Source organism: Achromobacter sp. 01N37 (assembly GCF_056399725.1).
In genome coordinates this window covers 85,183-106,637 of record NZ_JBFTRX010000004.1, presented here as the reverse complement: position 1 = coordinate 106,637, position 21,455 = coordinate 85,183, and the positions used below count along the sequence as shown (strand labels likewise).

Annotated in this window: 18 protein-coding genes and 1 tRNA gene; 15 read left to right on the top strand and 4 right to left on the bottom strand. The window is 65.2% G+C overall.

Features of this window, described 5'->3' with window-relative positions; translation table 11 throughout:
- The first annotated feature begins 39 nt into the window (after positions 1-39).
- Positions 40-567 carry a sugar ABC transporter gene (locus tag AC1DSJ_RS09465; RefSeq protein WP_441371461.1) on the top strand — a complete coding sequence of 176 codons (528 nt, stop codon included), beginning with the start codon at positions 40-42 and terminating at the stop codon, positions 565-567.
- Between the two features lie 27 nt (positions 568-594).
- The gene (locus tag AC1DSJ_RS09460; RefSeq protein WP_441371326.1) at positions 595-1,434 is read left to right on the top strand and encodes an MBL fold metallo-hydrolase; all 840 of its coding nucleotides are present in this window, start codon (positions 595-597) and stop codon (positions 1,432-1,434) included.
- 96 nt (positions 1,435-1,530) lie between these two features.
- Here AC1DSJ_RS09460 and AC1DSJ_RS09455 read toward each other — a convergent pair whose 3' ends face one another.
- From AC1DSJ_RS09455 to AC1DSJ_RS09445, 3 genes are all read right to left on the bottom strand, one after another.
- Positions 1,531-2,919, bottom strand: a complete 1,389-nt coding sequence (locus tag AC1DSJ_RS09455) for a GntP family permease (protein ID WP_054421028.1) — start codon at positions 2,917-2,919, stop codon at positions 1,531-1,533.
- Positions 2,920-3,054: 135 nt separating this feature from the next.
- Positions 3,055-4,020 carry a Bug family tripartite tricarboxylate transporter substrate binding protein gene (locus AC1DSJ_RS09450; RefSeq protein ID WP_342066326.1) on the bottom strand — a complete coding sequence of 322 codons (966 nt, stop codon included), beginning with the start codon at positions 4,018-4,020 and terminating at the stop codon, positions 3,055-3,057.
- 30 nt (positions 4,021-4,050) lie between these two features.
- A complete protein-coding gene (locus AC1DSJ_RS09445) occupies positions 4,051-5,472 on the bottom strand; it encodes an amidase (protein WP_441371325.1) in 1,422 nt (473 codons plus the stop codon).
- Between the two features lie 181 nt (positions 5,473-5,653).
- Between AC1DSJ_RS09445 and AC1DSJ_RS09440 the strand changes: the two genes are divergently transcribed.
- The 5 genes from AC1DSJ_RS09440 to AC1DSJ_RS09420 all read left to right on the top strand — a co-directional run bounded on the left by AC1DSJ_RS09440 (position 5,654) and on the right by AC1DSJ_RS09420 (position 9,515).
- Entirely contained in the window at positions 5,654-6,454 is an 801-nt protein-coding gene (locus tag AC1DSJ_RS09440) for an IclR family transcriptional regulator (protein WP_156336330.1), read from the top strand.
- A 66-nt stretch (positions 6,455-6,520) separates the two neighbouring features.
- A tRNA-Asn gene (locus AC1DSJ_RS09435) sits at positions 6,521-6,596 on the top strand.
- Positions 6,597-6,753: 157 nt separating this feature from the next.
- Positions 6,754-7,686, top strand: a complete 933-nt coding sequence (gene gcvA, locus AC1DSJ_RS09430) for a transcriptional regulator GcvA (protein WP_175170686.1) — start codon at positions 6,754-6,756, stop codon at positions 7,684-7,686.
- A 94-nt stretch (positions 7,687-7,780) separates the two neighbouring features.
- A complete protein-coding gene (locus AC1DSJ_RS09425) occupies positions 7,781-8,254 on the top strand; it encodes a RidA family protein (protein ID WP_342066328.1) in 474 nt (157 codons plus the stop codon).
- A 64-nt stretch (positions 8,255-8,318) separates the two neighbouring features.
- Positions 8,319-9,515 (top strand): aminotransferase class V-fold PLP-dependent enzyme, encoded by a 1,197-nt coding sequence (locus tag AC1DSJ_RS09420; RefSeq protein WP_441371324.1) that lies wholly within the window; start codon positions 8,319-8,321, stop codon positions 9,513-9,515.
- An 8-nt stretch (positions 9,516-9,523) separates the two neighbouring features.
- Here the strand turns inward: AC1DSJ_RS09420 and AC1DSJ_RS09415 are convergent, their stop codons facing one another.
- Entirely contained in the window at positions 9,524-10,423 is a 900-nt protein-coding gene (locus AC1DSJ_RS09415) for a DMT family transporter (protein WP_054421022.1), read from the bottom strand.
- A 162-nt stretch (positions 10,424-10,585) separates the two neighbouring features.
- Here AC1DSJ_RS09415 and AC1DSJ_RS09410 point away from each other — a divergent pair, with 162 nt between their 5' ends.
- From AC1DSJ_RS09410 to AC1DSJ_RS09375, 8 genes are all read left to right on the top strand, one after another.
- Entirely contained in the window at positions 10,586-11,476 is an 891-nt protein-coding gene (locus AC1DSJ_RS09410) for a helix-turn-helix domain-containing protein (protein ID WP_441371323.1), read from the top strand.
- 138 nt (positions 11,477-11,614) lie between these two features.
- Complete coding sequence (locus AC1DSJ_RS09405; RefSeq protein ID WP_441371322.1) at positions 11,615-13,054, top strand: DUF2868 domain-containing protein; 1,440 nt, start codon at positions 11,615-11,617, stop codon at positions 13,052-13,054.
- Positions 13,047-14,435 (top strand): GTPase/DUF3482 domain-containing protein, encoded by a 1,389-nt coding sequence (locus AC1DSJ_RS09400; RefSeq protein ID WP_441371321.1) that lies wholly within the window; start codon positions 13,047-13,049, stop codon positions 14,433-14,435. The genes AC1DSJ_RS09405 and AC1DSJ_RS09400 overlap by 8 nt, the downstream gene beginning before the upstream one ends.
- A 356-nt stretch (positions 14,436-14,791) precedes the next feature.
- Positions 14,792-16,399 (top strand): ABC transporter substrate-binding protein, encoded by a 1,608-nt coding sequence (locus AC1DSJ_RS09395; RefSeq protein WP_054421018.1) that lies wholly within the window; start codon positions 14,792-14,794, stop codon positions 16,397-16,399.
- Positions 16,400-16,530: 131 nt separating this feature from the next.
- Positions 16,531-17,502 (top strand): ABC transporter permease, encoded by a 972-nt coding sequence (locus AC1DSJ_RS09390; protein WP_054421017.1) that lies wholly within the window; start codon positions 16,531-16,533, stop codon positions 17,500-17,502.
- A gap of 10 nt (positions 17,503-17,512) precedes the next feature.
- A complete protein-coding gene (locus tag AC1DSJ_RS09385; protein WP_054421016.1) occupies positions 17,513-18,439 on the top strand; it encodes an ABC transporter permease in 927 nt (308 codons plus the stop codon).
- A 7-nt stretch (positions 18,440-18,446) separates the two neighbouring features.
- Positions 18,447-20,177 (top strand): ABC transporter ATP-binding protein, encoded by a 1,731-nt coding sequence (locus tag AC1DSJ_RS09380; protein ID WP_054421015.1) that lies wholly within the window; start codon positions 18,447-18,449, stop codon positions 20,175-20,177.
- Positions 20,178-20,202: 25 nt separating this feature from the next.
- Complete coding sequence (locus AC1DSJ_RS09375) at positions 20,203-21,411, top strand: metal-dependent hydrolase family protein (protein ID WP_342066334.1); 1,209 nt, start codon at positions 20,203-20,205, stop codon at positions 21,409-21,411.
- Positions 21,412-21,455: the final 44 nt, after the last annotated feature.

Below are 21,455 nucleotides of genomic sequence, written 5' to 3'. Positions count from 1 at the left end.
GCTGCCGCAAGCGCTTCGCCCGTGACGAAGGACAATCTGATGATCTACACCGTGGAATGCAGCTTCGCCGATCCCGCCAGCGAAGCCGAATGGAACGCCTTCTACAGCCTTGAAAAGCTACCTGCCCTGATCTCGGTAACCGGCTTCCATACGTCGCAGCGCTTCAAGGCGTTAAGCGACGGTTGTCCGACCTACCTGGCCGTCCACACCATCGACGGTCTCGATGTGCTGACGGGCGAGGAATATCGCCAGAAAGGCGGCGGTAATTTCGCAACGTGGCAGCAACACATCACCGACTGGCACCGAAATCTGTACAGCGATATCGGCCTTGCACCGGCGGTCAGCGCATCCGAGCTTCTCGTGCTTTGTGCAAGCGGCCCAGACCCTCTGATCCAGATGGGCCTCACGCCCTTAGGCATGCAAGCGGTTGCGCTGGAACAGTTTCCGGAACGCCGTTGGCTCGCAACACTGCCTCGGCAAACCGCTCAGCTTGTCGAGAGGCTGCCCGACGGCGTCCACCTCTATTCGCCGATGACGGAACAACTGACAAGCGCCCGCAGCGCTTGAAGCGAACAAAATTTTCCGGAGATAGCGATGCCCGCCATTCCCTTTCCCAGTCAGCAAGCCGGAGATTTCACGATCACCGCCATCAGCGACGGCTACCTCACCGCCAGCCTGGACTTTCTCTCGAATATCGACCCATCCGAGGCCGCCAGAATGCAAAGCGAAGTCGGGCAGCAGGAGCCCGCCGCCGTGCATATCAACTGCTATGTGGTGCGCGGCGCTGGCCGCACCATTCTTATCGATGCAGGGGCCGGAGGGATCAAGCAATGGGGCGGCCGTCTGATAAGGAATTTGTCGCTCGCTGGCGTCGAACCCGGCGATATCGACACCATTCTGCTCACCCATGCCCATCCCGACCATGTCGGCGGGCTGGTGGACGCCGCCGGGCACATCATCTTTCCGAATGCAGAACTGGTTGTTCATCAGCGGGAGCTTGCCTTCTGGCAGGACGACGGCAACTTAAGCCGTGCCAGCGAGCGCGCCCGGGGCAACTTCCTGATCGCACGCCAGGTCTTCAGCGGCTACCGCAACACGCTTCGCACGTTCGCTGAAGGGGAGGTGCTTCCCGGTGTCAAAGCGATGCCATTACCGGGACACACGGATGGACACTCCGGCTATCTTTTCGAATCCGCCGATCAGAGCCTGCTTGTCTGGGGAGACATTGTTCATTTCCCTCATATCCAGATTGAACGGCCGGACGTCTCGATTGCATTCGACCAAGACACATCCCAGGCAGCCGCCACACGATCACGGCTTCTGGACATGGTCAGCTCGGAAGGTATGTTGATCGCCGGCATGCATCTGGGCGAACTCGGCTTCGCGCGAATCAAGCGAACGGGCAGCGGCTACGGTCTGCTTTACGAGGCCTGAGCTTGGGACGGCGAAGCTAGGCTGCCTTGTCGGATACCCCGCTTGGAAGGCCTGTGCGCGCCGTTCAGGCAGCCCGTCGATGCGTCAGGCCCACAATCACCCCAACGCCGGCAGCATGTTGAACAACAGCACCATCACCAAGCCCACCACCGACACGATCGATTGCACGACCGAGATCGTTTTCGTGGCTTCGCCCATCGTCATGCCGAAGGACTCTTTCACCATCCAGAAGCCGGCGTGATTCGCGTAGTTGAAGAACAGCGATCCGCAGCCGATCGACAGCGCGAGCAGCGGCAGGTTCAGGTTGGGGTCGGCGCCTGCCAGCGGTGCCAGCAGACCCGCCGCGCCGACGATGCCGACGGTGGCCGAGCCGGTGGATACCGACAGCAGCATGGCGATCAGCCAGCCCAGGATCAGCGGCGGGAAGGCGAATTGGTGCGTCAGGTGCACGATGGCGTCGCCGACCTTGGCGCTGGTCAGCACCTGCTGGAACGCGCCGCCACCCGCAATGATCAGCATGATGCCGGCGATGGGCTTCAGGCTTTGGCCCAGCGCGTCGCGCAGCTTCTCAGCATCGCCTTGGCGCATGAAGACGAGCGTCACGGCCGCAAACAGCACGCCCAGCAGCATGGCGACGATCGGGTTGCCCAGAAACGCGGCCACGTGCAGCGTGCTTGACCCCTTGGGCAGCAGCATCTCGGCCACCGCATGCACCAGCATCAGCAAGGCGGGCAGCAATGCCGCCAGCACGCCCAGGCCGACGCTGGGTGCGGCGTGGCCGCCCGCGGTTTCCTTGGTGGCGGTGAACTGATCGAGCAGCGCCGCGTCGGGGCGAGTCGTCATGCGCGGCGCGATGAAGGCGCCATACAGAGGCCCGCCGAAAATCATGGCGGGCAGGGCGGCGATGAAGCCGTAGATCATGGTCGGGCCGACCGTCGTCTTCAAGGTGGCAATGGCGGTCAGCGGGCCCGGATGCGGCGGCACCATGCCGTGCATGGCCGCCAGCGCAGCAATCACCGGCACCCCCACATACACATAGGCCGACCCCTTGAAGCGCTGCTGGCTTTCCAGCTTGCGCGCCACGCTGAAGATCAGCGGCAGCATCACCACCAGACCCACTTCAAAGAACATCGGGATGCCGATGACGAAAGCCACCAGCGTCATGGCCCACGGGATCATGCGGGTAGAGGTGCGCTGCAAGATGGCGTTGGCCAGGCGCTCGGTGGTGCCCGAGTCCGCCAGGATCTTGCCCAGCATCGCGCCCAGCGCAATGACTACCCCTACTGCGCCCAGGGTTTTACCCGCGCCATCGGTCAGGTTCTTGACGATGGCCACAGGCTCCATGCCTGTGGCGAAACCGACGCCGATCGAGACGATCAACAGCGCCAGCAGCGGGTGCATGCGGATGCGCGAGACGATAAGTGCGACCAGCACCAGGACGCTCACCAAGGCGGTGAGCAGCAATTGAATGTCGAACGAAGACATGGATGAACCCAGAAAAGACGAAAGAGGCCGCGAACCTTCTGGGTGCCATGATAAGGGATGCAGCCTGTCGCCAACCTGCATCCCGCTCGTGGGGCGCTGCCGCCGTTGGCAACAGCTATCGTCCCAAAATCCGCATCAATCCGGCTTGATCCCGGCCGCCTTGATGATCGCCACATTGCGCTCCAGCTCCGTTTCCACCTTGCGGCGGAACGCGGCCGGGTCTTGATAGGTGGCGTCAAAGCCCAGATCTTGCAGTTTGGCGCGGGTATCCGGTTCGGCCATGACCGCCTGGATCTCCTTGGACAAGCGGCTGACGATGGGGGCCGGCGTGCCGTGCGGCAGGACCACGCCAAACCAGGTTTCGAAGTCGTAGCCGGTGACGCCGCTTTCGGCCACGGTGGGCACGTCGGGCACCAGCGGCGAACGGGCGTTGCCCGTCAGCGCAACGGCGCGAGCCTTGCCTGCCTTGATTTGCGGCAGGCCGGCCACCAGGGTGTCGATAGACAGCGGAATCTGGTTGCCGATCAAGTCCGTCATGGCCGGTGCGCTGCCGCGATAGGGCACGTGCAGCAGCTTGGCGCCCGTGCGCTGCGCCAGCGACTCGCCCGCGATGTGCGGCGTGGAGCCGTTGCCAAACGAGCCAAAGCTAAGCGGCTGCGCGGCTGACTTGCTGGTGATGTCGGCCACCGTGCCGATGCCGGTTTGCGGATTCGTCAGAATCACGAACGGCGTGCTGCCCGCGATGGCGACGTATTCGTAGCTCTTGATGGGGTCGTAGTTCAGGTTCGAATACAGCAGCGGATTCAACGTGAACGTGGGCGCGCCGGTGATCATGAACGTGTAGCCGTCAGGCGCGGCGCGCGCCACGGCAACCGCGCCGATGCTGGTGTTGGCGCCGGGCTTGTTCTCGACCACGACGGTCTGGCCCAGGCGTTCGCCCAGCTTGGCGGCAAAGAGGCGGCCGATGACGTCGGTGGAGCCTCCCGGCGGGAACGGCACGACCATGGTGATCGGTTTTGCCGGATAGTTCTGCGCCGACGCCATCAGCGGCGCGGCGGCCAGGACGCACAGCGCAAGCGTGCGAAGGACTTTCTGGTTCATGGATTTCCCCTTGTGTTGTAGGTGTGAAGGTCAGTTGGGCAATGCCGGCGCGCGGCGCCAGTGCTGCGTGGCGTGTTCGAACGCGTGCGCCAGTTGCAGCAGGGCGTGCTCCTGCCGATACCGGCCAACGATCTGGATGCCCACTGGCAACCCCTCGCCGGTAAAGCCACAGGGCACGGAGATGGCCGGATGCCCCGTCAACGACAGGTAGTAGCCCGAGCGCATCCAATCGATGTAGTTGTGCATCGGCGTGTCTTCAATGCGGCGCACGGTTTCGTGTTCCACCGGAAACGGCAACACCTGACTGACCGGGCCGATCAGGAATTCGTGCGTCTGCATGAAGGCGTGCATGCGCGCAAACAGCGCGGCGCGGTCGCGCTCGGCCTGGATGACGGCCGCAGCCGATTGCTGCAAGCCCAGTTCAATATTCCAGATGACCGTGTCTTTCAACAGATGCCGGTGCTCACGCAGCACGGCCTCGTAGCCCACCGCGAAGGTTTGGCCGCGCAAGGCCTGGAACGACGCGTCCGCGCCGGTGAAGTCGGGGCAGGCAGGCTCCACGTGCGCGCCCAACTCGGCGAAGACGGGCAGCTGGCGGTCCAGCACTTCCAACACTGCACGTTCGACGGGCAGGCCGCCCCACGTCGGCGCGTAGGCGATRCGCACGCCCTTGAAATCACGGGCCAAGCTGTCCAGGAAGCGCGCGGGATCTTGGTCGATGGCCAGCGGGTCGCGCGCGTCGTTGCCCGCGGTGGCGGCCAGCAGCAGCGCCACATCGGCCACCGTGCGGGCCATGGGGCCGGCCACCGTCAGCGCGTTGTACGGGCTGGCCGTGGGCCATTGCGGCACGCGGCCGGGCGACGGGCGCAGGCCCACCACGTTGCAGAATGACGCGGGGTTGCGCAGCGAGCCGCCCATGTCCGTGCCGTCGGCCAGCGGCGTCATGCGTGCGGCCAACGCGGCGGCCGCGCCGCCACTGCTGCCCCCCGCAGTCAGGCGAAGGTCGTAGGGGTTGCGGGTGGCGCCGAAGACCGTGTTGAACGTCTGCGAGCCCGCGCCGAATTCGGGCAGGTTGGTCTTGCCCAGCGTAATGGCGCCGGCCGCGCGTTCGCGGCTGACGATGAGGCTGTCGCGCTCAGGCACGAAATCGCGATATAGCGGCGAGCCGTAGGTGGTGCGCATGCCGGCCGTCAGGAACGAATCCTTGTGCACGATCGGCAAGCCATGCAGCAAGCCCAGCGGGTGGCCGGCGGCCTGGCGTTCATCGGCTTGTGCGGCGCGGGCCAGCGCGCCTTCGGCGTCCAGCGTCACGATCGCATTCACACTGGGGTTGCAGGCGTCGATGCGCGCCAGATGGGCGGCGGTGACGTCGCGGGCGCTGACATGGCCGGCGGCGATCTCGGCGCGCAGGGCCACGGCGGTCATCTCGCAAAGGGGGGAAGTCGAAGTCATTGCGGCTTGGTTGTATTGCTATGCGATACAAAGTATTGAATAATAAACTTTATAGTGCGTATTTGGTGCGCGAACAATTCGGGGAAACTAGCCCCGCCACGTGCGCTAACGCCGCGCCACTGCCGCGCCAAACCCGCGCCACCCCGCCATTTCCCTTGTGCAAGACCTCGGCCAGACGCTCATGACCCCTCGCCAAAATCCGGTTGCTGACATCCCCACTCCCGATGCCGACGACCCCTTGTTCGTCGCGTCGCTGGAAAAAGGCATGCGCGTGCTGGACGCTTTTCGTGACGCCTCGGACTCCTTGGGGCTGACCGACATCGCTACCCTGACCGGTCTTGGCAAAAGCGCGGCGCAACGCTTTGCGCATACGTGGGAACGCCTGGGCTACCTGGTCAAGGACGCGGCCACGCGCCGCTACCGCCTGGGGCCGCGCGTGGTGGAGCTGGGCTATTACTTTCTGCGCAGCGACCGCCTGGTATCCATGGCCGCACCGCATCTGGTCGCACTGCGTGATCGCTGCGGCCTGGCCGTGCACATGAGCGTGCTGGCGGGCGATGACATGATTTATCTGCTGCGCCTGCCCAGCCGGCAGTTGACGCTGGCCGAAATGCTGCCGGGCCGCCGCATGCCGGCCTGGTGCAACAGCGGCGGGCGCATGCTGCTGACGCAGTTGGACGACAGCGCCATCGGCCAGACCCTACAGCGGTCGCCCCCGCGCGCGTTCACGCCGCGCACCGTGGTCGAGCCCGGCGCCTTGCTGGCGCTGATCCGGCAAGCCCGCGACGACGGCTATGCATTGACCGAAGATCAGGTGCTGCAAAACCAGGTCGGCGCGGCCGTGTTGCTACGCGATGCGCGAGACGTGCCGCTGGCGGCAATCAGCGTCAGCGCGCCCCGCCACGACTATCCCAGCGACCGTTTGCTGCGCGATATCGTGCCGCAACTGTTCCGCACGGCCCAGGCGATTCAGCACGCCTGACAGAAAATTTTCCACCCGCTTTGCATTCTTTCGATTTTTTGTGCATAATTCGGCCCCTCTACCTGTTCCCCGATAGCTCAGTCGGTAGAGCGACGGACTGTTAATCCGCAGGTCGCTGGTTCGAGCCCAGCTCGGGGAGCCAAGAATTCAGCAATGCAAGCTTCATCCGCATTGCTCGCAGTACCCCTAAAAAAGCCCGCAACTAAAGTTGCGGGCTTTTTGCATTGGGCCTTTGCCCCGCGCCTTTCGATCAGCGTAGGATGACGCGCATCCCGTCCTGATGCTTCACGGCTGATTCCATGCGTTCCACGCGATCCCTGCCTGCCCTGGTTTCCCTGCGCGCATTCGAAGCGGCCGCGCGCCGCTTGAGCTTTTCGCTGGCCGCGCAGGAACTCTTCGTCACGCAAAGCGCCATCAGCCACCATATCCAACGGCTGGAACGCGAATTGGGATTGGCGCTGTTTGAACGGCGCACGCGCGCCGTCGCGTTGACGCCCGCGGGGCAGGCGTATTACGACCATGTGCATGCCGCGTTCGAATTGCTGCGGCAAGGCACCGACGCGATCCGCGCACCCGCTGTGGCGCGTACGACGCTGACGGTAGGGCTGCTGGCCTCGTTCGCCACCCGCTGGCTCGCGCCGCGCTTGCCAGCCTTCGCGGCCGCGCATCCCGATATCGACCTGCAACTGCAACCCGACATCAGCCTGGCCGACGTGGCGGGCGGCGATGTGGACGTCGCCATCCGCTATGGGCGCGGCGTGTGGCCCGGGGTGAAATCGCGGCTGTTGATGACCGAGCGGCTGTCTGTGGTCTGCGCGCCCAGCCTTGTCGCCGGCCGCAAGCGCCCGCGCACGCCGGACGATCTGCTGCGCCATCCGCTACTGACCTCGCACGCCAAGCAGCCCTTTGAATGGGACGCCTGGGCACGGCGCTATGGGATGGACCTGGGCCGCGCGCAGACCGTGCGCCTGCACGACTACAACATCGTCGTCGAAGCGGCGTTGGCGGGGCAGGGCCTGGCGATGGGGCGGCACCGGCTGATCGCCCCGCACCTGGCCAGTGGCGCGCTGGTGCAGGCGCTGCCTGACGCCGTGCTGGAAGATGCCCGCATCGGCTGGTGGTTCGTCGCGCCGCGCGGCGCGCTCACCCCCGCAGCGCAAATGCTGCATGACTGGCTGAAGCAGGCCGCCGCCGAATCCACTGGCTCCGGCACTGGCACCGGAACGCATTAGTTTTACTCATACGTAAAGCGCAAGAATTGATTGGTCAGACGCGGCTCGCACCGATAGCATCAACGCTATCTCCAACCGTTTAAGGTGCACCGACATGACCCGCTTGATCTCTGGCCGCGTGGCCGAACTGGGCTACGCCCTGGAAGCCGCCTCCGCCCCCGCCGCCAACTACGTTCCGTTTGTTCTGGAAGGCAACCTGCTCTATATCTCGGGCCAAATTTCGCGCAAAGGCGGCAAGCCCCAGTACCTGGGCCAATTGGGCAACCAGATTTCCGATGCCGATGGCGTTGAAGCCGCCAAGCTGTCCGGCCTGGGCATCCTGTCGCAAATCGCCGCCGCCACCGGCGACCGCCTGGACCGCGTTGCACGCGTCGTGCGCCTGGGCGTATTCGTGGCCAGCACGCCGGATTTCAACCGCCAAAGCGCCGTCGCCAATGGCGCGTCCGACCTGATGGTGGACGTGTTCGGTGACGCCGGCCGCCATTCGCGCAGCGCGGTGGGTGTGGCCTCGTTGCCGCAAGGCGTGGCCGTGGAAGTTGAAGCCGTGATTGCGCTCACGCCCGCCTGATTTTTCGACAACATCCATCGCAGGCTCGTCTGAGCCTGCGCCTACGACACGCTCCGAGCCCCCCATGTCTGCCCCTCTGACTTCCGACGCCCGACTCGCCTTGCGCGCCCGCACGCCCGGTGCGCAACGCTGCGTCCACTTCAACCACGCCGGTTCGTCACTACCTTCCGCCGCGACCGTGGATGCCGTCCACGAGCACCTGCTGCGCGAAGCCACGCAAGGGCCGATGGAAGCCGGAGTGCGGTCACGCGCGCTGACCGAAAGCGCCCGCACGCTGGGCGCGCAGTTGCTTAACGCGCAGCCTGAAGAGATTGCGTTGACCACCGGCAATTCCCATGGCTGGGGCGCGGCCTTCGCGGCGCTGCCGCGCTGGCACCCCGGTGACCGCATTCTGGTGGGCCGCCACGAATGGGGCGGCAATCTGGCCACGATGCGGCTTCACGCCGAACGCGCCGGCGCGGTGCTTGAAACGATTCCGTCGGATGCGAGCGGCTGCGTGGACGCCGATGCGCTCACCGCCATGGTGGACGAGCGCGTGCGTCTCATTGCGCTGACGTGGCTGCCGGCCAACGGCGGCCTGATCAACCCGGCCGCCGCCATCGGACGCGTGGCGCGCCAACACGGCATTCCGTACTTCGTCGACGCCGCGCAAGCGCTCGGCCAACTACCGATTGATGTCGAGCAAGTTGGCTGCGACGTGTTGACCGGCCCGGGGCGCAAAGCCTTGCGCGGCCCGCGCGGCACCGGCCTCTTGTATGTGCGCCGCGCGTTCCTGGATCAGCTCACGCCCGCCTTCGTCGACACCCACTCCGCCCCCTTGAACGCCGACGGCCAGCCCGTGCTGCGCGCCGATGCCGCGCGCCTGGAAGGCGCCGAAAGCTCATTGGCCTTGCGTTGCGGCCTAGCTAACGCCTTGCAGGAAGCGCTGGACCTGGGCTTGGACACGATCCGCGCCACCATCGACGCCACCGCCCGCACGCTGCGCACGGAGCTTGCCGCCATTGACGGCATCACCGTGCTGGATCAGGGCCGCGAACAATCGGGGCTGGTGGCCTTCAATCTGGCGGGCCAGGACGCGACCAATGTGCAGCGCGCACTGGCGGCGCAAGGCATCACCATCGGCAGCAATGGCGTGCCCTACACGCCGCTGGACATGCAGGCGCGCGGCCTGACGCAGATTGCGCGGGCCTCCGTCAGCTACCTGACGAGCGACGACGAAATCAGCCAGCTGCTGGATGGCTTGCGCAAGCTGGCGCGATAAGCCTTACGTCACCGCGCGACGCACGGCCGGCGAAAAAACGGCGACCACTTCGTGAAGACGAGCAGGTTGCCCACCATCACCAGCGCCAAACCCGCGAATGCAGCCGGGGTCCACTGATAGCCCTCGGCCACCGTCGACACGCTTAGCGCCACCACCGGAAACAGCACCGTGCAATACGCCGCGCGCGCCGGACCCATCCGGCCGACCAGGGTCAGGTAAGCCGTAAAGCCAATCACCGAGCCTGGAATCGCCAAATACAGCAGGGCGCCGACATACTGCGAAGAGCTGTCGAATTCAAACGGCAGACCCGCCACCAGGCACCCCGCCAGCAAGATCGACGCGCCGTACAACATGCTGTACGCATTGCCCGTCAGCGGGCGGATGCCGGCGCGCTGCTGCAAGGACGACAGCATGTTGCCCGTGGAAAAGCAGAACGTGCCCAGCAGCGCAAACCCCAGGCCCAGCAGCGTTTCGTGGCTGGCCGCCTGGCTGGACAGCTCCGGCCAGAACAGCAGCACCAGGCCCGAAAAGCCGAACGCGCCTGCGAGCATCACGCGCGGCGCAATCCGGGTGCCGAACCACAGCCGGGCGTTCAGCGCGTTCCACAGGGTGGCCGCCGAAAACACCACCGACACCAGCCCGCTTGGAATCCATTGCGTTGCGGTGTAGAAGCACAGGAAGTTCAAACAGAACAAGCACAGCCCCTGGCCCACACAGAGCCAGTGTCCGCGCCGGTCCAGCTTCTGCAATTTGCGGGTCAGCAGCAAGGCGGCGAACAGCACCAGGCCCGCCAGCGCGAAGCGATAGAAAATGGACACGGGAATGGCCACCACGCCAAGCTGCAACTTGATGGCGATCCAGGTGGTGCCCCAGATGACGACGGTCAGGAAATACAGAAAGAGATTCACGATGCGATACGCAAGAAAAAGGGGACGTGAGGCCGACCCGTCAAACCCGGATCGCCTGGCCGCGAGTGTGCGCCTGGCCACTCATCCGCGATTGCCGATTCTTGCGGTTATTCCGTCAACGTTCGCGCGGCCCGCGCCAGATCGCAGTAGCATTTGAACCCTATGGGTTCCGCTGCCTCGGCCCCGGCCGATTTCTCCGTTTTCCGCACCCTCTCACGCTCCACCGCCACGCTGGAGCGCGCCGCGCCGTTGGGCGAAGGAATGGCCATTTCGCAATGGGCGCGCAGCGCGCACGAGACGCTGGGCTACGACTCGCCCGGCCACCACACGCTGTCGCTCTACCTGCATGGCGGCGACAAATCCTTCCGCGTCGGCCGCGACACGCTGCATGGCGGCGCCGGCAAGTTCTGCGTGCTGCCGGCGGAACATTATTCGCGCTGGTGCATGAACGACACCGTGCATTTCCTGCACCTGTACATCTCGCCCGAACGGCTGGCGCGCGAAGCCGTGATGCGGCTGGACTGCGAACCCCGCACGCTGGAACTGCGCGACCGCACCTACATCCAGGACGACTCGCTGATCGATGTGTGCCGGCAGCTGCTGGGCACCGACTGGACGCAGCCGTCAAACCGGCTGGCCGCCAGCAGCGCCGCCGAAACCGTGCTGCACCACCTGCTGATCCAGGGCGTGACCCGCAAGACCGCGCAGCCCGCGCGCGGCGGGCTGGCGCCGGCCGTGCGCCGCCGCATCATGGACTATGTGGACGCGCACCTGCACGAGGCCCTGACGCTGGATGAGCTGGCCGGCGTGGCCGCCTTATCCACCTATCACTTCGCCCGCATGTTCCACACCTCGTTCGGTGAACCGCCGCACGCGTGGGTGCGGGCACGCCGGCTAGCGCACGCGCGGCGTTTGCTGGCGGCCGGCAAGGGCGACCTGGCCGGCATCGCGCAGGCCAGCGGTTTCGGCAACGCCAGCCACCTGTCCCGCGTGTTCCGCGACGCAGTCGGCGTCACGCCCGGCCAATACCGCAGCGCCCGCCGCCAGCACTGAAACCCGCCGCCGTCCGGGTCCCGTCCAGCCCCGCGTCCATTCCCCCGCTCAGCCCCGGCTCCTGACTTGCGCGGTCTACAATGGCCCACCGCCTCAACGGCCTGACGCCGCGGCCCGACCGCGCTTGCTCCCGACGCGATGCCGTCTTCGAACTCTCGCGATTTTGATCCTCTGGCCGGCCCCGCCGCACCGCGTCCGTTGCGCGCGCATTGGCTGGCTGAACTCATCCGCCTGCGCGAAACCCATTGGGGTCCGCTGGATGACGCCGACGCCGTGCGCCGCGTGCGGCAACTGGACACCGATCTGCCTTCCCGCATCCTCGCCCGCGCCGGCTTGCTCGCGCAGCGCGAAAACCTGACATCGCTCGTCGACACCTGGAGCCGCAGCGCCAAAGCGATGCTGGCGGCGTTGTTCGTGATTGCGCTGCTGTCGGGCATTGGCGTGGCCCTGGGCGCACTGGGCGACGGCGCCCGGCCCGTCAATGTGTTGTGGGCGCTGGGCGCGTTGCTCGGCCTGCACGCGCTGACCTTCCTGTTGTGGCTGGCCAGCTTCCTGCTCCGGGCCTCCGCCATGACAGGTCTTGGCCGGCTGTGGCTCTGGGCCACCCGCAAGCTCGCGCGCGGCCCCGACGGCGCGCTGGTGCCGCAAGCATTCCTGAACCTGCTGGCGCGCGCAGGCGCGTTGCGCTGGCTGTTCGGCGCCATCAGCCATCTGCTGTGGCTGACCGCGCTGTGCGCCGCGCTGGCGGCCTTGCTGGTGGTGCTGTCCACCGCCAGCTACCGCTTCATCTGGGCCACCACGCTGCTGGCGCCCGACTCCTTCGTCTGGCTGACGCAAGCCATCGGCTGGTTGCCCGCGCATCTGGGCTTTCCGATGCCCGACGCCGCCATCATCCTCGCCAGCGACGGCACGCAGACACTCGCCGCCGAGGCGCAGGTGCAATGGTCGCTATGGCTGATCGGCGTGGTGGTTGTCTACGGCATCCTGCCCCGCCTGCTGGCCGGCGCGCTGTGCGGCGTTGCCACGCTGCGCGCGCTGCGGGCCTTGCGCATTGATCCTTCGCTGGCCGGTTTCGCGCCCTTGCGCGATCGTCTTGAGCCGCCCGCGCAGTCCACCGGCATCGACCGCCCTGTAGACCCGCTGCACGAACCTCGCGTGCAATCGGCGCCGCTGTCGGGCCTGGCGGGCCAGCCCGTGCTGCTGGGCCTGGAACTGCCAACCGACCTGCCCTGGCCGCCCGCCGACGTGCCTGCGCCCATCCAGGTCGCCGGCAACCTGGACACGCGCGAAGAACGCAACCGCGTGCTGGATGCGTTGGCGCAGGCCGCGGCCTCACGCCTGGTCATCGCCTGCGATGCGCGCCAGACGCCTGACCGCGGCACCTTGTCGCTGATCGCCGAACTGTCCGCGCACGCGCAACACACCCGCGTCTGGCTCATCGCGCCGTCCGGGGCCACTGCACACGCCACACGCGCCGCGTTGTGGCGCGAGCGGCTGCTGGCGCTAGGCCTTGCCGCCGACGCCATCCTGCAAACGCCTGCCGCGCCGCTCGCGTGGCTGGAGTCCGGCCATGGCTGACGACTTGATCAAGATCGCGCTGGTAGGCCACACCAACACGGGCAAGACCTCGCTCTTGCGCACGTTGACGCGCGACACCACGTTTGGCGAAGTGGCCGACAGCCCCGGCACCACGCGCCATGTCGAAGGCGCGCGCCTGCGGCTGGACGGACGCGCCGTGCTGGAATGGTTCGACACGCCGGGCATGGAAGACAGCATCGCGTTGCTGGAATACCTGGAACGGCTCGCCAGCCCCGACGAACGCCTGGACGGCCCCGCGCGCATCCGCCGCTTTCTGGATACGCCCGAAGCGCACGGCCGCTTCGAGCAAGAAGCCCGCGTGCTGACAAAGATGCTGGACTGCGACGCCGCGCTGTACGTCATTGATGCGCGCGACCCCGTGCTGGGCAAGCATCGCGACGAACTCTCGATTCTGGCCGCTTGCGGCCGGCCTCTGCTGCCCGTGCTGAACTTCGTCAACGCGCCCGCGCACCGCGCAGATGAATGGCGTGGCGCGATGGCGCGCTTGGGCCTGCATGCGGTGGTGGAGTTCGACACCGTTGCGCCGCCGCTGGATGGCGAGCAACAGCTGTACGCCAAGCTGGGCGTCTTGCTCGACCGCCATGCCGCCGCGCTGGCAAAGCTGTCCGACAGCCTGTCCGCGCAACGCCGCCAACGCCACGACGCCGCCTACGAACTGCTGGCCGACCTGCTCATCGACGTGGCGGCGCTGCGTCTGTCCAGCCCCAGCGACGACGACGCGCTTGCCGCCACATCGAACCAATTGCGCGATCAGGTGCGCCAGCGCGAACAAGCCTGCGTGAACGCCTTGCTGGCGCTCTACAACTTCCGCCCCGCCGATGTCACCGACGACGCGCTGCCGCTGCAAGGCGAGCGCTGGGGCATGGACCTCTTTCATCCGCAGGCCTTGAAAGACATGGGCGTGCAGGTAGGCATGGGTGCGGCGGCGGGTGCAATGGCAGGCGCGGCGGTGGACCTGTTCAGTGCAGGCTTGAGCCTGGGCACCGGCATGCTGATTGGCGCGGCGGCAGGCGGCTTGTGGCAGGGCGTTGAGAAGCTGGGCAAGCGCATGGCCGGCAAGCTGCGCGGCTGGCGCGAGATCAGCGTGGACGACGCCGTGCTGCGCTTGCTGGCGCTACGCCAGCGGCAACTGATCGACGCCTTGGAACGCCGCGGCCACGCCGCGCGCGAACCATTGACACTACGTCTTCCGGATGATGACGCGTGGCGCAAAGGCCCATTGCCCGAAGCACTGAAAGAAGCGCGCAGCCGGCCCGAATGGTCGGCGCTGGGCAAGCACTACGAAGATAGCGATCGCCGCAAGCGCGTGGTGCGCGACTTGGCGAAAACCCTTGCTAGCGCGCCGCCATCCGCCCCCTGATCCGCCCCGCCGCAAGCCGCGCCAAACGCACCATTCAACGCTGACGGCAAGCACGGACTAACCCCAACCCAAACCGATTGACGCTTAAACGAATCGCTCTATAAGATTCGATCTGCATCGGCGCGGGTCCGTCCCCGTCATGACAATCACAAGGGGTTGGGTCCATCGTGAAGTCGAAGTCTTCGGCAGTGATTTCCGGCATCGCCCTCCACGGCCTGCGCGCAGTTCGCGCCGCGCGCCGCCCAGTCCAACACCGTCTTTCGTCGTAAGCAGCAACGCCATGCCCCGAGTCCCACAGGGGCCGGGGCCCTGTCACTTCTGTCGCGCGACACGCGCACCAACGGAGCATGAGGGCTATGCGTACTTTTCCCCACCTAAAGCAAGCTGCGCTGGCGGCCGCCATTGCCGCATCGCTGGCGTTCAGCGCCGGCGCGGCCGCCAAGACCTTCCACTGGGCGTATCAAGGTGACGCCACATCCATGGACCCGATGGCGTTGAACGAGACCTTCACGCTGGGCTTCCAGGGCAACATCTACGAAACGCTGGCGGGCTACGACGGCAACCTGAAACTGACGCCGCTGCTGGCCGAAAGCTGGGAAAACCCCGAGCCCACCAAGTGGGTCTTCAAGCTGCGCAAAGACGTGAAGTTCCACGACGGTTCGCCCTTCACGGCGGACGACGTCATCTTCTCGTGGAAGCGCAGCCTGACCCCTGGCTCCGACATGAAGGGCTACGGCGCCAAGGCCTCCGACATCAAGAAGGTGGACGACTACACCATCGAAGTCACCACCCCCACGCCCAACCCGATCTTGCCGCGCGAATGGGTGTTCCTGTACATCATGAGCAAGACGTGGGCCGAGAAGAACAAGACGACTGAAGCCACCAACGTCAAAGGCGACAACCAGGGCAACTATGCCAACCTGAACGCCAACGGCACCGGCCCCTTCATGCTGGTGTCGCGCCAGCCGGATGTGAAGACGGTGCTCAAGCGTTATGACGGCTACTGGAACAAGAACATCAAGACCAACGTCGACGAGGTCATCTTCCAGCCCATCACGCAGGAAGCCACGCGCGTGGCCGCGCTGATCTCTGGCGAAATGGACCTGGTGCAGCCGGTGCCCGTGCAAGACTGGAAGCGCCTGGAAGACGCCAAGGGCGTGAAACCGCTGACGGCGCCCGAAGCGCGCGCCATCTTCATCGGCATGGACCAGGACCGCGACGAACTGCTGTTCTCGGACGTCAAGGGCAAGAACCCGTTCAAGGACCCGAAGGTGCGCGAAGCCGTCGTGCTGGCGGTCGACACCAAGGCCATCAACGACAAGATCATGCGGGGTGCAGCAAAGCCGCTGGGCTCGCTGGTGGCCACCGCCATCAACGGCTACGCCGATTCCTATGGCGCACCGTACAAGCCCGACCCCGAACGCGCCAAGAAGCTGCTGGCCGAAGCGGGCTACCCGAAGGGCTTCACCGTCACCATGGATTGCCCGAACGACCGCTACGTCAACGACGAAAAGGTCTGCCAGGCGGTGGCCGGCATGCTGGCGCGCGTGGGCATCAAGATCAACCTGCTGGCGCAGACCAAGTCCAAGTACTTCGGCAAAATCCTGCTGCAAGCCGGTAACCAGACCAGCATGTACATGCTGGGCTGGACCCCCAGCTCCACTGACGCGCACAACGCGCTGCTGAACCTGGCGGCGTGCCGTGATGCGAAGACGGCGGCCGGCCAGTTCAACCTGGGCGGCTACTGCAACAAGAAGGTTGACGACCTGACCAACAAGATCGGTGTTGAAACCGATCAGACCAAGCGCAACGCAATGATCAAGGAAGCCTTCGAGATCGTGCGCAGCGACTACGGTTATTTGCCGCTGCACCAGCAGCCCATGTCGTGGGGCGTGAAGGACAACATCAAGGTCATTCAACGCGCCGACGACGTGCTCGACCTGCGCGATGTGGTGTTGCCGTAAACCTGCCGTAAACCTTTGACGTTGTATGCCCCGGATGGCGCAAGCCGTCCGGGCGCACCTGGCCCAGCTTCGCTTTCAAGCGTTCTACGCAAACGCGGCCCGGCGTTATCTGCAAACGAGGGCACCCGATAATGCTTTCCTTTATTGCGCAACGGCTTATCCAGTCGGTGCTGGTGATGTTGACGGTGGCGCTGATCGCGTTCTCCATGTTCCGCTATGTCGGCGACCCGATCGCCAGCATGGTCGGCCAGGACACCACCCCTGAACAACGCACGCAACTGCGCGAACAGCTCGGCCTGGACGACCCCTTCGTGGTGCAGTTCGCGCGCTTTGTCGGCAACGCGGTGCAAGGCGACTTCGGTATCTCGTACCGTCAGCGCCGGCCCGTCAGCGAGCTGCTTGAAGAACGCATGCCCGCCACCTTGGAATTGTCTTTCGTGTCCGCCGTGATGGCGTTGGCGCTGGGCATTCCGATGGGCATCTACACCGCGCTCAAACGCCACGGCATTCTGTCCAAGACCTTCATGGCGGTGTCGCTTGCCGGCATCTCGCTGCCCACGTTCCTGATCGGCATTCTGCTCATTCTTGTGTTCGGCGTGCAGCTGCGATGGCTGCCCAGCTTCGGACGCGGCGACGTCGTCAGTTTGGGCTGGTGGACAACGGGCTTTCTGACCAAATCAGGATGGCTGGCGCTGATCATGCCGGCGATCACGCTGGCGCTGTTTCAGATGACTTTGATCATGCGGCTGGTACGCGCCGAAATGCTGGAAGTGCTGCGCGCCGACTTCATCAAGTTCGCGCGCGCCCGCGGCCTGCCGGAACGGCTCATCAATTTCCGCCATGCGTTAAAGAACACGATGGTGCCCGTCATCACCATCACGGGCTTGCAGCTGGGCTCGATCATCGCATTCGCCATCATCACGGAAACGGTGTTCCAGTGGCCCGGCATGGGCCTCTTGTTCATCCAGGCCATCAGCATGGTCGACATCCCCGTGATGGCGGCTTATCTGGTGCTGATCGCCTTCATGTTCGTGGTCATCAACCTGGTCGTCGACCTGCTGTACTTCGCCGTGGACCCGCGTCTGCGCGTGCAGAGCAAATAAGGGAATCAACATGATTGCTCGCATCGCTCCAATGTTCGCCCGCGCCGCCGACAGCGACCTGTGGCATAGCTTCAAGCGTTCGCCCGGCGCCATCATCGCCGCCATCGTCACGCTGATCATTTTGTTGGGTGCGCTGTTCGCGCCCGTCGTCGCGCCGCACAACCCGTTCGACCTGGCGTCGCTCAGCATCATGGACGCCAACACGCCGCCGGCCTGGGAAGAGGGCGGCAGCCCTGACTTCCTGCTGGGCACCGACGACCAGGGCCGCGACATCCTGTCGGCCGTGATGTATGGCTCGCGCGTGTCGCTGCTGGTGGGGTTTGCGTCGGTGCTGTTCTCGATGGTGCTGGGCGTCACGCTCGGCCTCATCAGCGGCTACGCCGGGGGCCGTATCGACAGCTTCATCATGCGTATTGCAGACGTGCAGCTGTCGTTTCCGGCCATCCTGGTGGCGCTCTTGATCGACGGCGTGGCGCGCGGGCTATTGCCGCGCGACATGCACGACCAGCTGGCGCTGTATGTGCTGATCTTCGCCATCGGCATCTCGGGCTGGGTGCAGTACGCGCGCACCGTACGCGGCTCCACGCTGGTCGAGCGCAACAAGGAATATGTGCAGGCGGCGCGCCTGATCGGCATCGGCCCCTTCACCATCCTGCGCCGCCACATCCTGCCCAACGTCATGGGCCCGGTGCTGGTCATCGCCACCATTCACCTGGCGATCGCCATCATCACCGAAGCCACGCTGTCGTTCCTGGGCGTTGGTGTGCCGCCTACGGCGCCGTCGCTGGGCACGCTGATCCGCATTGGCAACAGCTATCTGTTCTCGGGCATGTGGTGGATTTCGATCTTCCCCGGCATTGCGCTGGTGGCGCTGGTGCTATCGGTCAACCTGCTGGGCGACTGGCTGCGCGACGCGCTCAACCCCAAGCTGCGCTGAGGACGTCATGGCCCTGTTGAACATTGAAGATATCCGCATCGAATTCCCCAGCCGCCGCGGCACGCTGGTGGCGGTGGATGGCGTATCGCTGTCCCTGGAAAAGGGCGAGATCCTGGGCGTGGTGGGCGAGTCCGGGGCGGGCAAGTCCACCATCGGCAACGCGGTGATCGGCCTGCTGGAAGCGCCCGGGCGTTTGGCCGGCGGTTCCGTGCTGCTGAACGGCGAACGCATCGACACGCTCACCCCTGCGCAGAAACGCAAGGTGCGCGGTCGCCGCATCGGCATGATCTTTCAAGACCCGCTGACCTCGCTCGACCCGCTTCAAACGGTGGAAAGCCAGCTGGTGGAAACTATGCAGGTGCACCTGAACCTGTCGCACGCCGAAGCGAAAAAACGCGCGGTGCAGCTGCTGGTGCAAGTGGGCATCGATCAGCCGGAACTGCGCGTCAAGCAATATCCGCATCAGTTCTCGGGCGGCATGCGGCAACGCGTGGTGATTGCGCTGGCGCTGTGCTGCGAGCCCGAAGTCATCATTGCAGATGAACCCACCACGGCGTTGGATGTGTCCATCCAGGCGCAGATTCTTGAGCTCTTGAAGAAGCTGTGCCGCGAAGAGCAGGTGGGCATGATCATCATCACGCACGACATGGGCGTGATTGCTGACGTGACCGATCGCGTGGCAGTGCTGTATCACGGCAAGCTTGTCGAGCAAGGCCCCACCGCCAAGATTCTGGGCGACCCCGATCATCCCTACACGCGCAGCCTGATTTCGGCCGTGCCGCGCCCCGACATCAAGCTCAAGCGCTTTCCGCTGGTGACTTACATCGAAGACGTGAAGACGCCGTCGCAGCCGTTGGACCTGGCCACCCATTGGCTGGGCCAGCGACGCGACTTCGGCGTGCAGACGGGCGGCCCGCTGGTGCAGGTGCGCGACCTGTCCATGCGCTTCGTGTTGAAGAGCGCGCTGTTCAAGCGCAACCAGCGCACGCTGGATGCCGTCAAGCGCGTGAACTTTTCCATTGGCGAAGGCGAAGTCTTCGGACTGGTGGGCGAATCCGGCTCGGGCAAATCCACAGTGGCGCGGCTGATCTCCGGCTTGTACACGCCATCCGAAGGCTCAGTCACGTTTGGCGGCACTGACCTCACGGCGCTCAAGGGCGAGAAGCAGCTGAACCCCTTCCGCCGGCAGATCCAGATGATCTTCCAGGACCCGTTCTCGTCGTTGAACCCGCGCATGCGCGTGCTGGACATCATTGCCGAGCCCATCCGCTTCCATAAGCTGGCGGCCAACGAAGCTGAAACGCGACGCATCGTCGCCAACCTGCTTGACGTCGTCGGCCTGGGCGACCGCGCCGCCGAACGCTTCCCGCACGAGTTCTCGGGCGGCCAGCGTCAGCGCATCTGTATTGCCCGCGCGCTCGCCACGCGTCCGCGATTCCTGATTTGCGATGAACCCACATCGGCGCTGGACGTTTCCATTCAGGCGCAGATTCTAAATCTGCTTAAAGACCTGCAAGAAGAGCTGGGCCTGACGATGCTGTTCATCAGCCACGACTTGCCCGTGATTCGCCAGATGTGCGATCGCGTTGGCGTCATGCGCTACGGCGAATTGCTGGAAGTGGCCGAAACGGAAAGCCTGTTCGATCACCCGCAACACCCCTACAGCCAACACCTGCTTGGGCTGATGCCCCGCCTGCAAACCATGTCCCGCAAGGGGCTGGATGTAGTGGAAGGCTGACGCCCGAGCGCAACCGGAGCGAGACATGACGGCGACACGACAGACCCTCTTCATCGGCGGCCAGGTATTTGATGGCGAGGGCAAGGTATTGCGCGATCACGGCGTGCTGGTCGAAGACAAGCGGGTGGCGCGCGTGGCGCCCGCCAGCGCATTCGAAGGCTATGCCGGGCTACAGATCAACACCACCGGCATGACGCTGATGCCCAGCCTGGCGGACTGCCACGTGCATCTGGTCTACACGGGCGGCGCCGATCCCAATGCGCAATTAAGCAAGCAGGGTCCGGCCCAGATCACGCTGACCGCGCTGGAGAACGCACAAGCCAGCTTGCGCGGCGGCGTCACAGCCTTGCGCGACTGCGGCGGCAAGGACTATCTGGAATTCGGCGTGCGCGACGCGATTGCGCGCGGCGTGTTTCCCGGCCCCACCATCAAGGCGTCTGGCCGCATCATCTGCATGACGGGCGGGCACGGCAACCGCATCGGCCGCATCGCCGACGGCTGTGAAGACGTCATCAAGGCCGTGCGCGAACAAGTCCACGCCGGCTGCGATCTCGTGAAGATCATGGCCACGGGCGGCGTCATGACGCCAGGCGTGAGCCCGATGGATGCGCACTACAGCTTCGACGAAATGAAGGCGGGCGTGCATGAAGCCAAACGCTTTCGCAAAAGCACGGCCAGCCACGCACAAGGCACGCAGGGCATCCTGAACGCAGTGCGTGCGGGCATTGATTCCATCGAACACGGCATCTTTATGGACGACGATTGCCTGCGCGAAATGCTGGAGGCCGAAACCTATCTGGTGCCCACCATCGCGGCGGTGCGCAACATCATCGCCAACGCCGACAACGGCATCCCCGCCTACGCGGTGGAAAAGGCGCGCGCCGTCGAACAGCGCCATCGTGAGTCGTTCCAGATGTACTACAAGGCTGGCGGCCGCATCGCGATGGGCACGGACGCGGGCACGCCCTTCAACCTGCATGGCGAAAACGCCATGGAGCTGGCCTACATGGTGGAGTTCGGCATGACGCCCATCGATGCGCTGATTGCCGGCACATCACGCGGCCACGACCTGATGGGCCTGACGGAACACGGCGTCATCGCCGATGGCAAGGTCGCTGATCTGCTGCTGGTGCAGGGCGACCCCACGGAAGACATTCTGAAGGCGGCCGACAAACGCTTTCATGTGGCGGTGCTGCGCAATGGTGAATTGGCGGCAGGGGCTTTGCCCTTCTGAACGGCGCCGGGATCAACCATGGAAAAAGCCGCCGCGCCCATCGG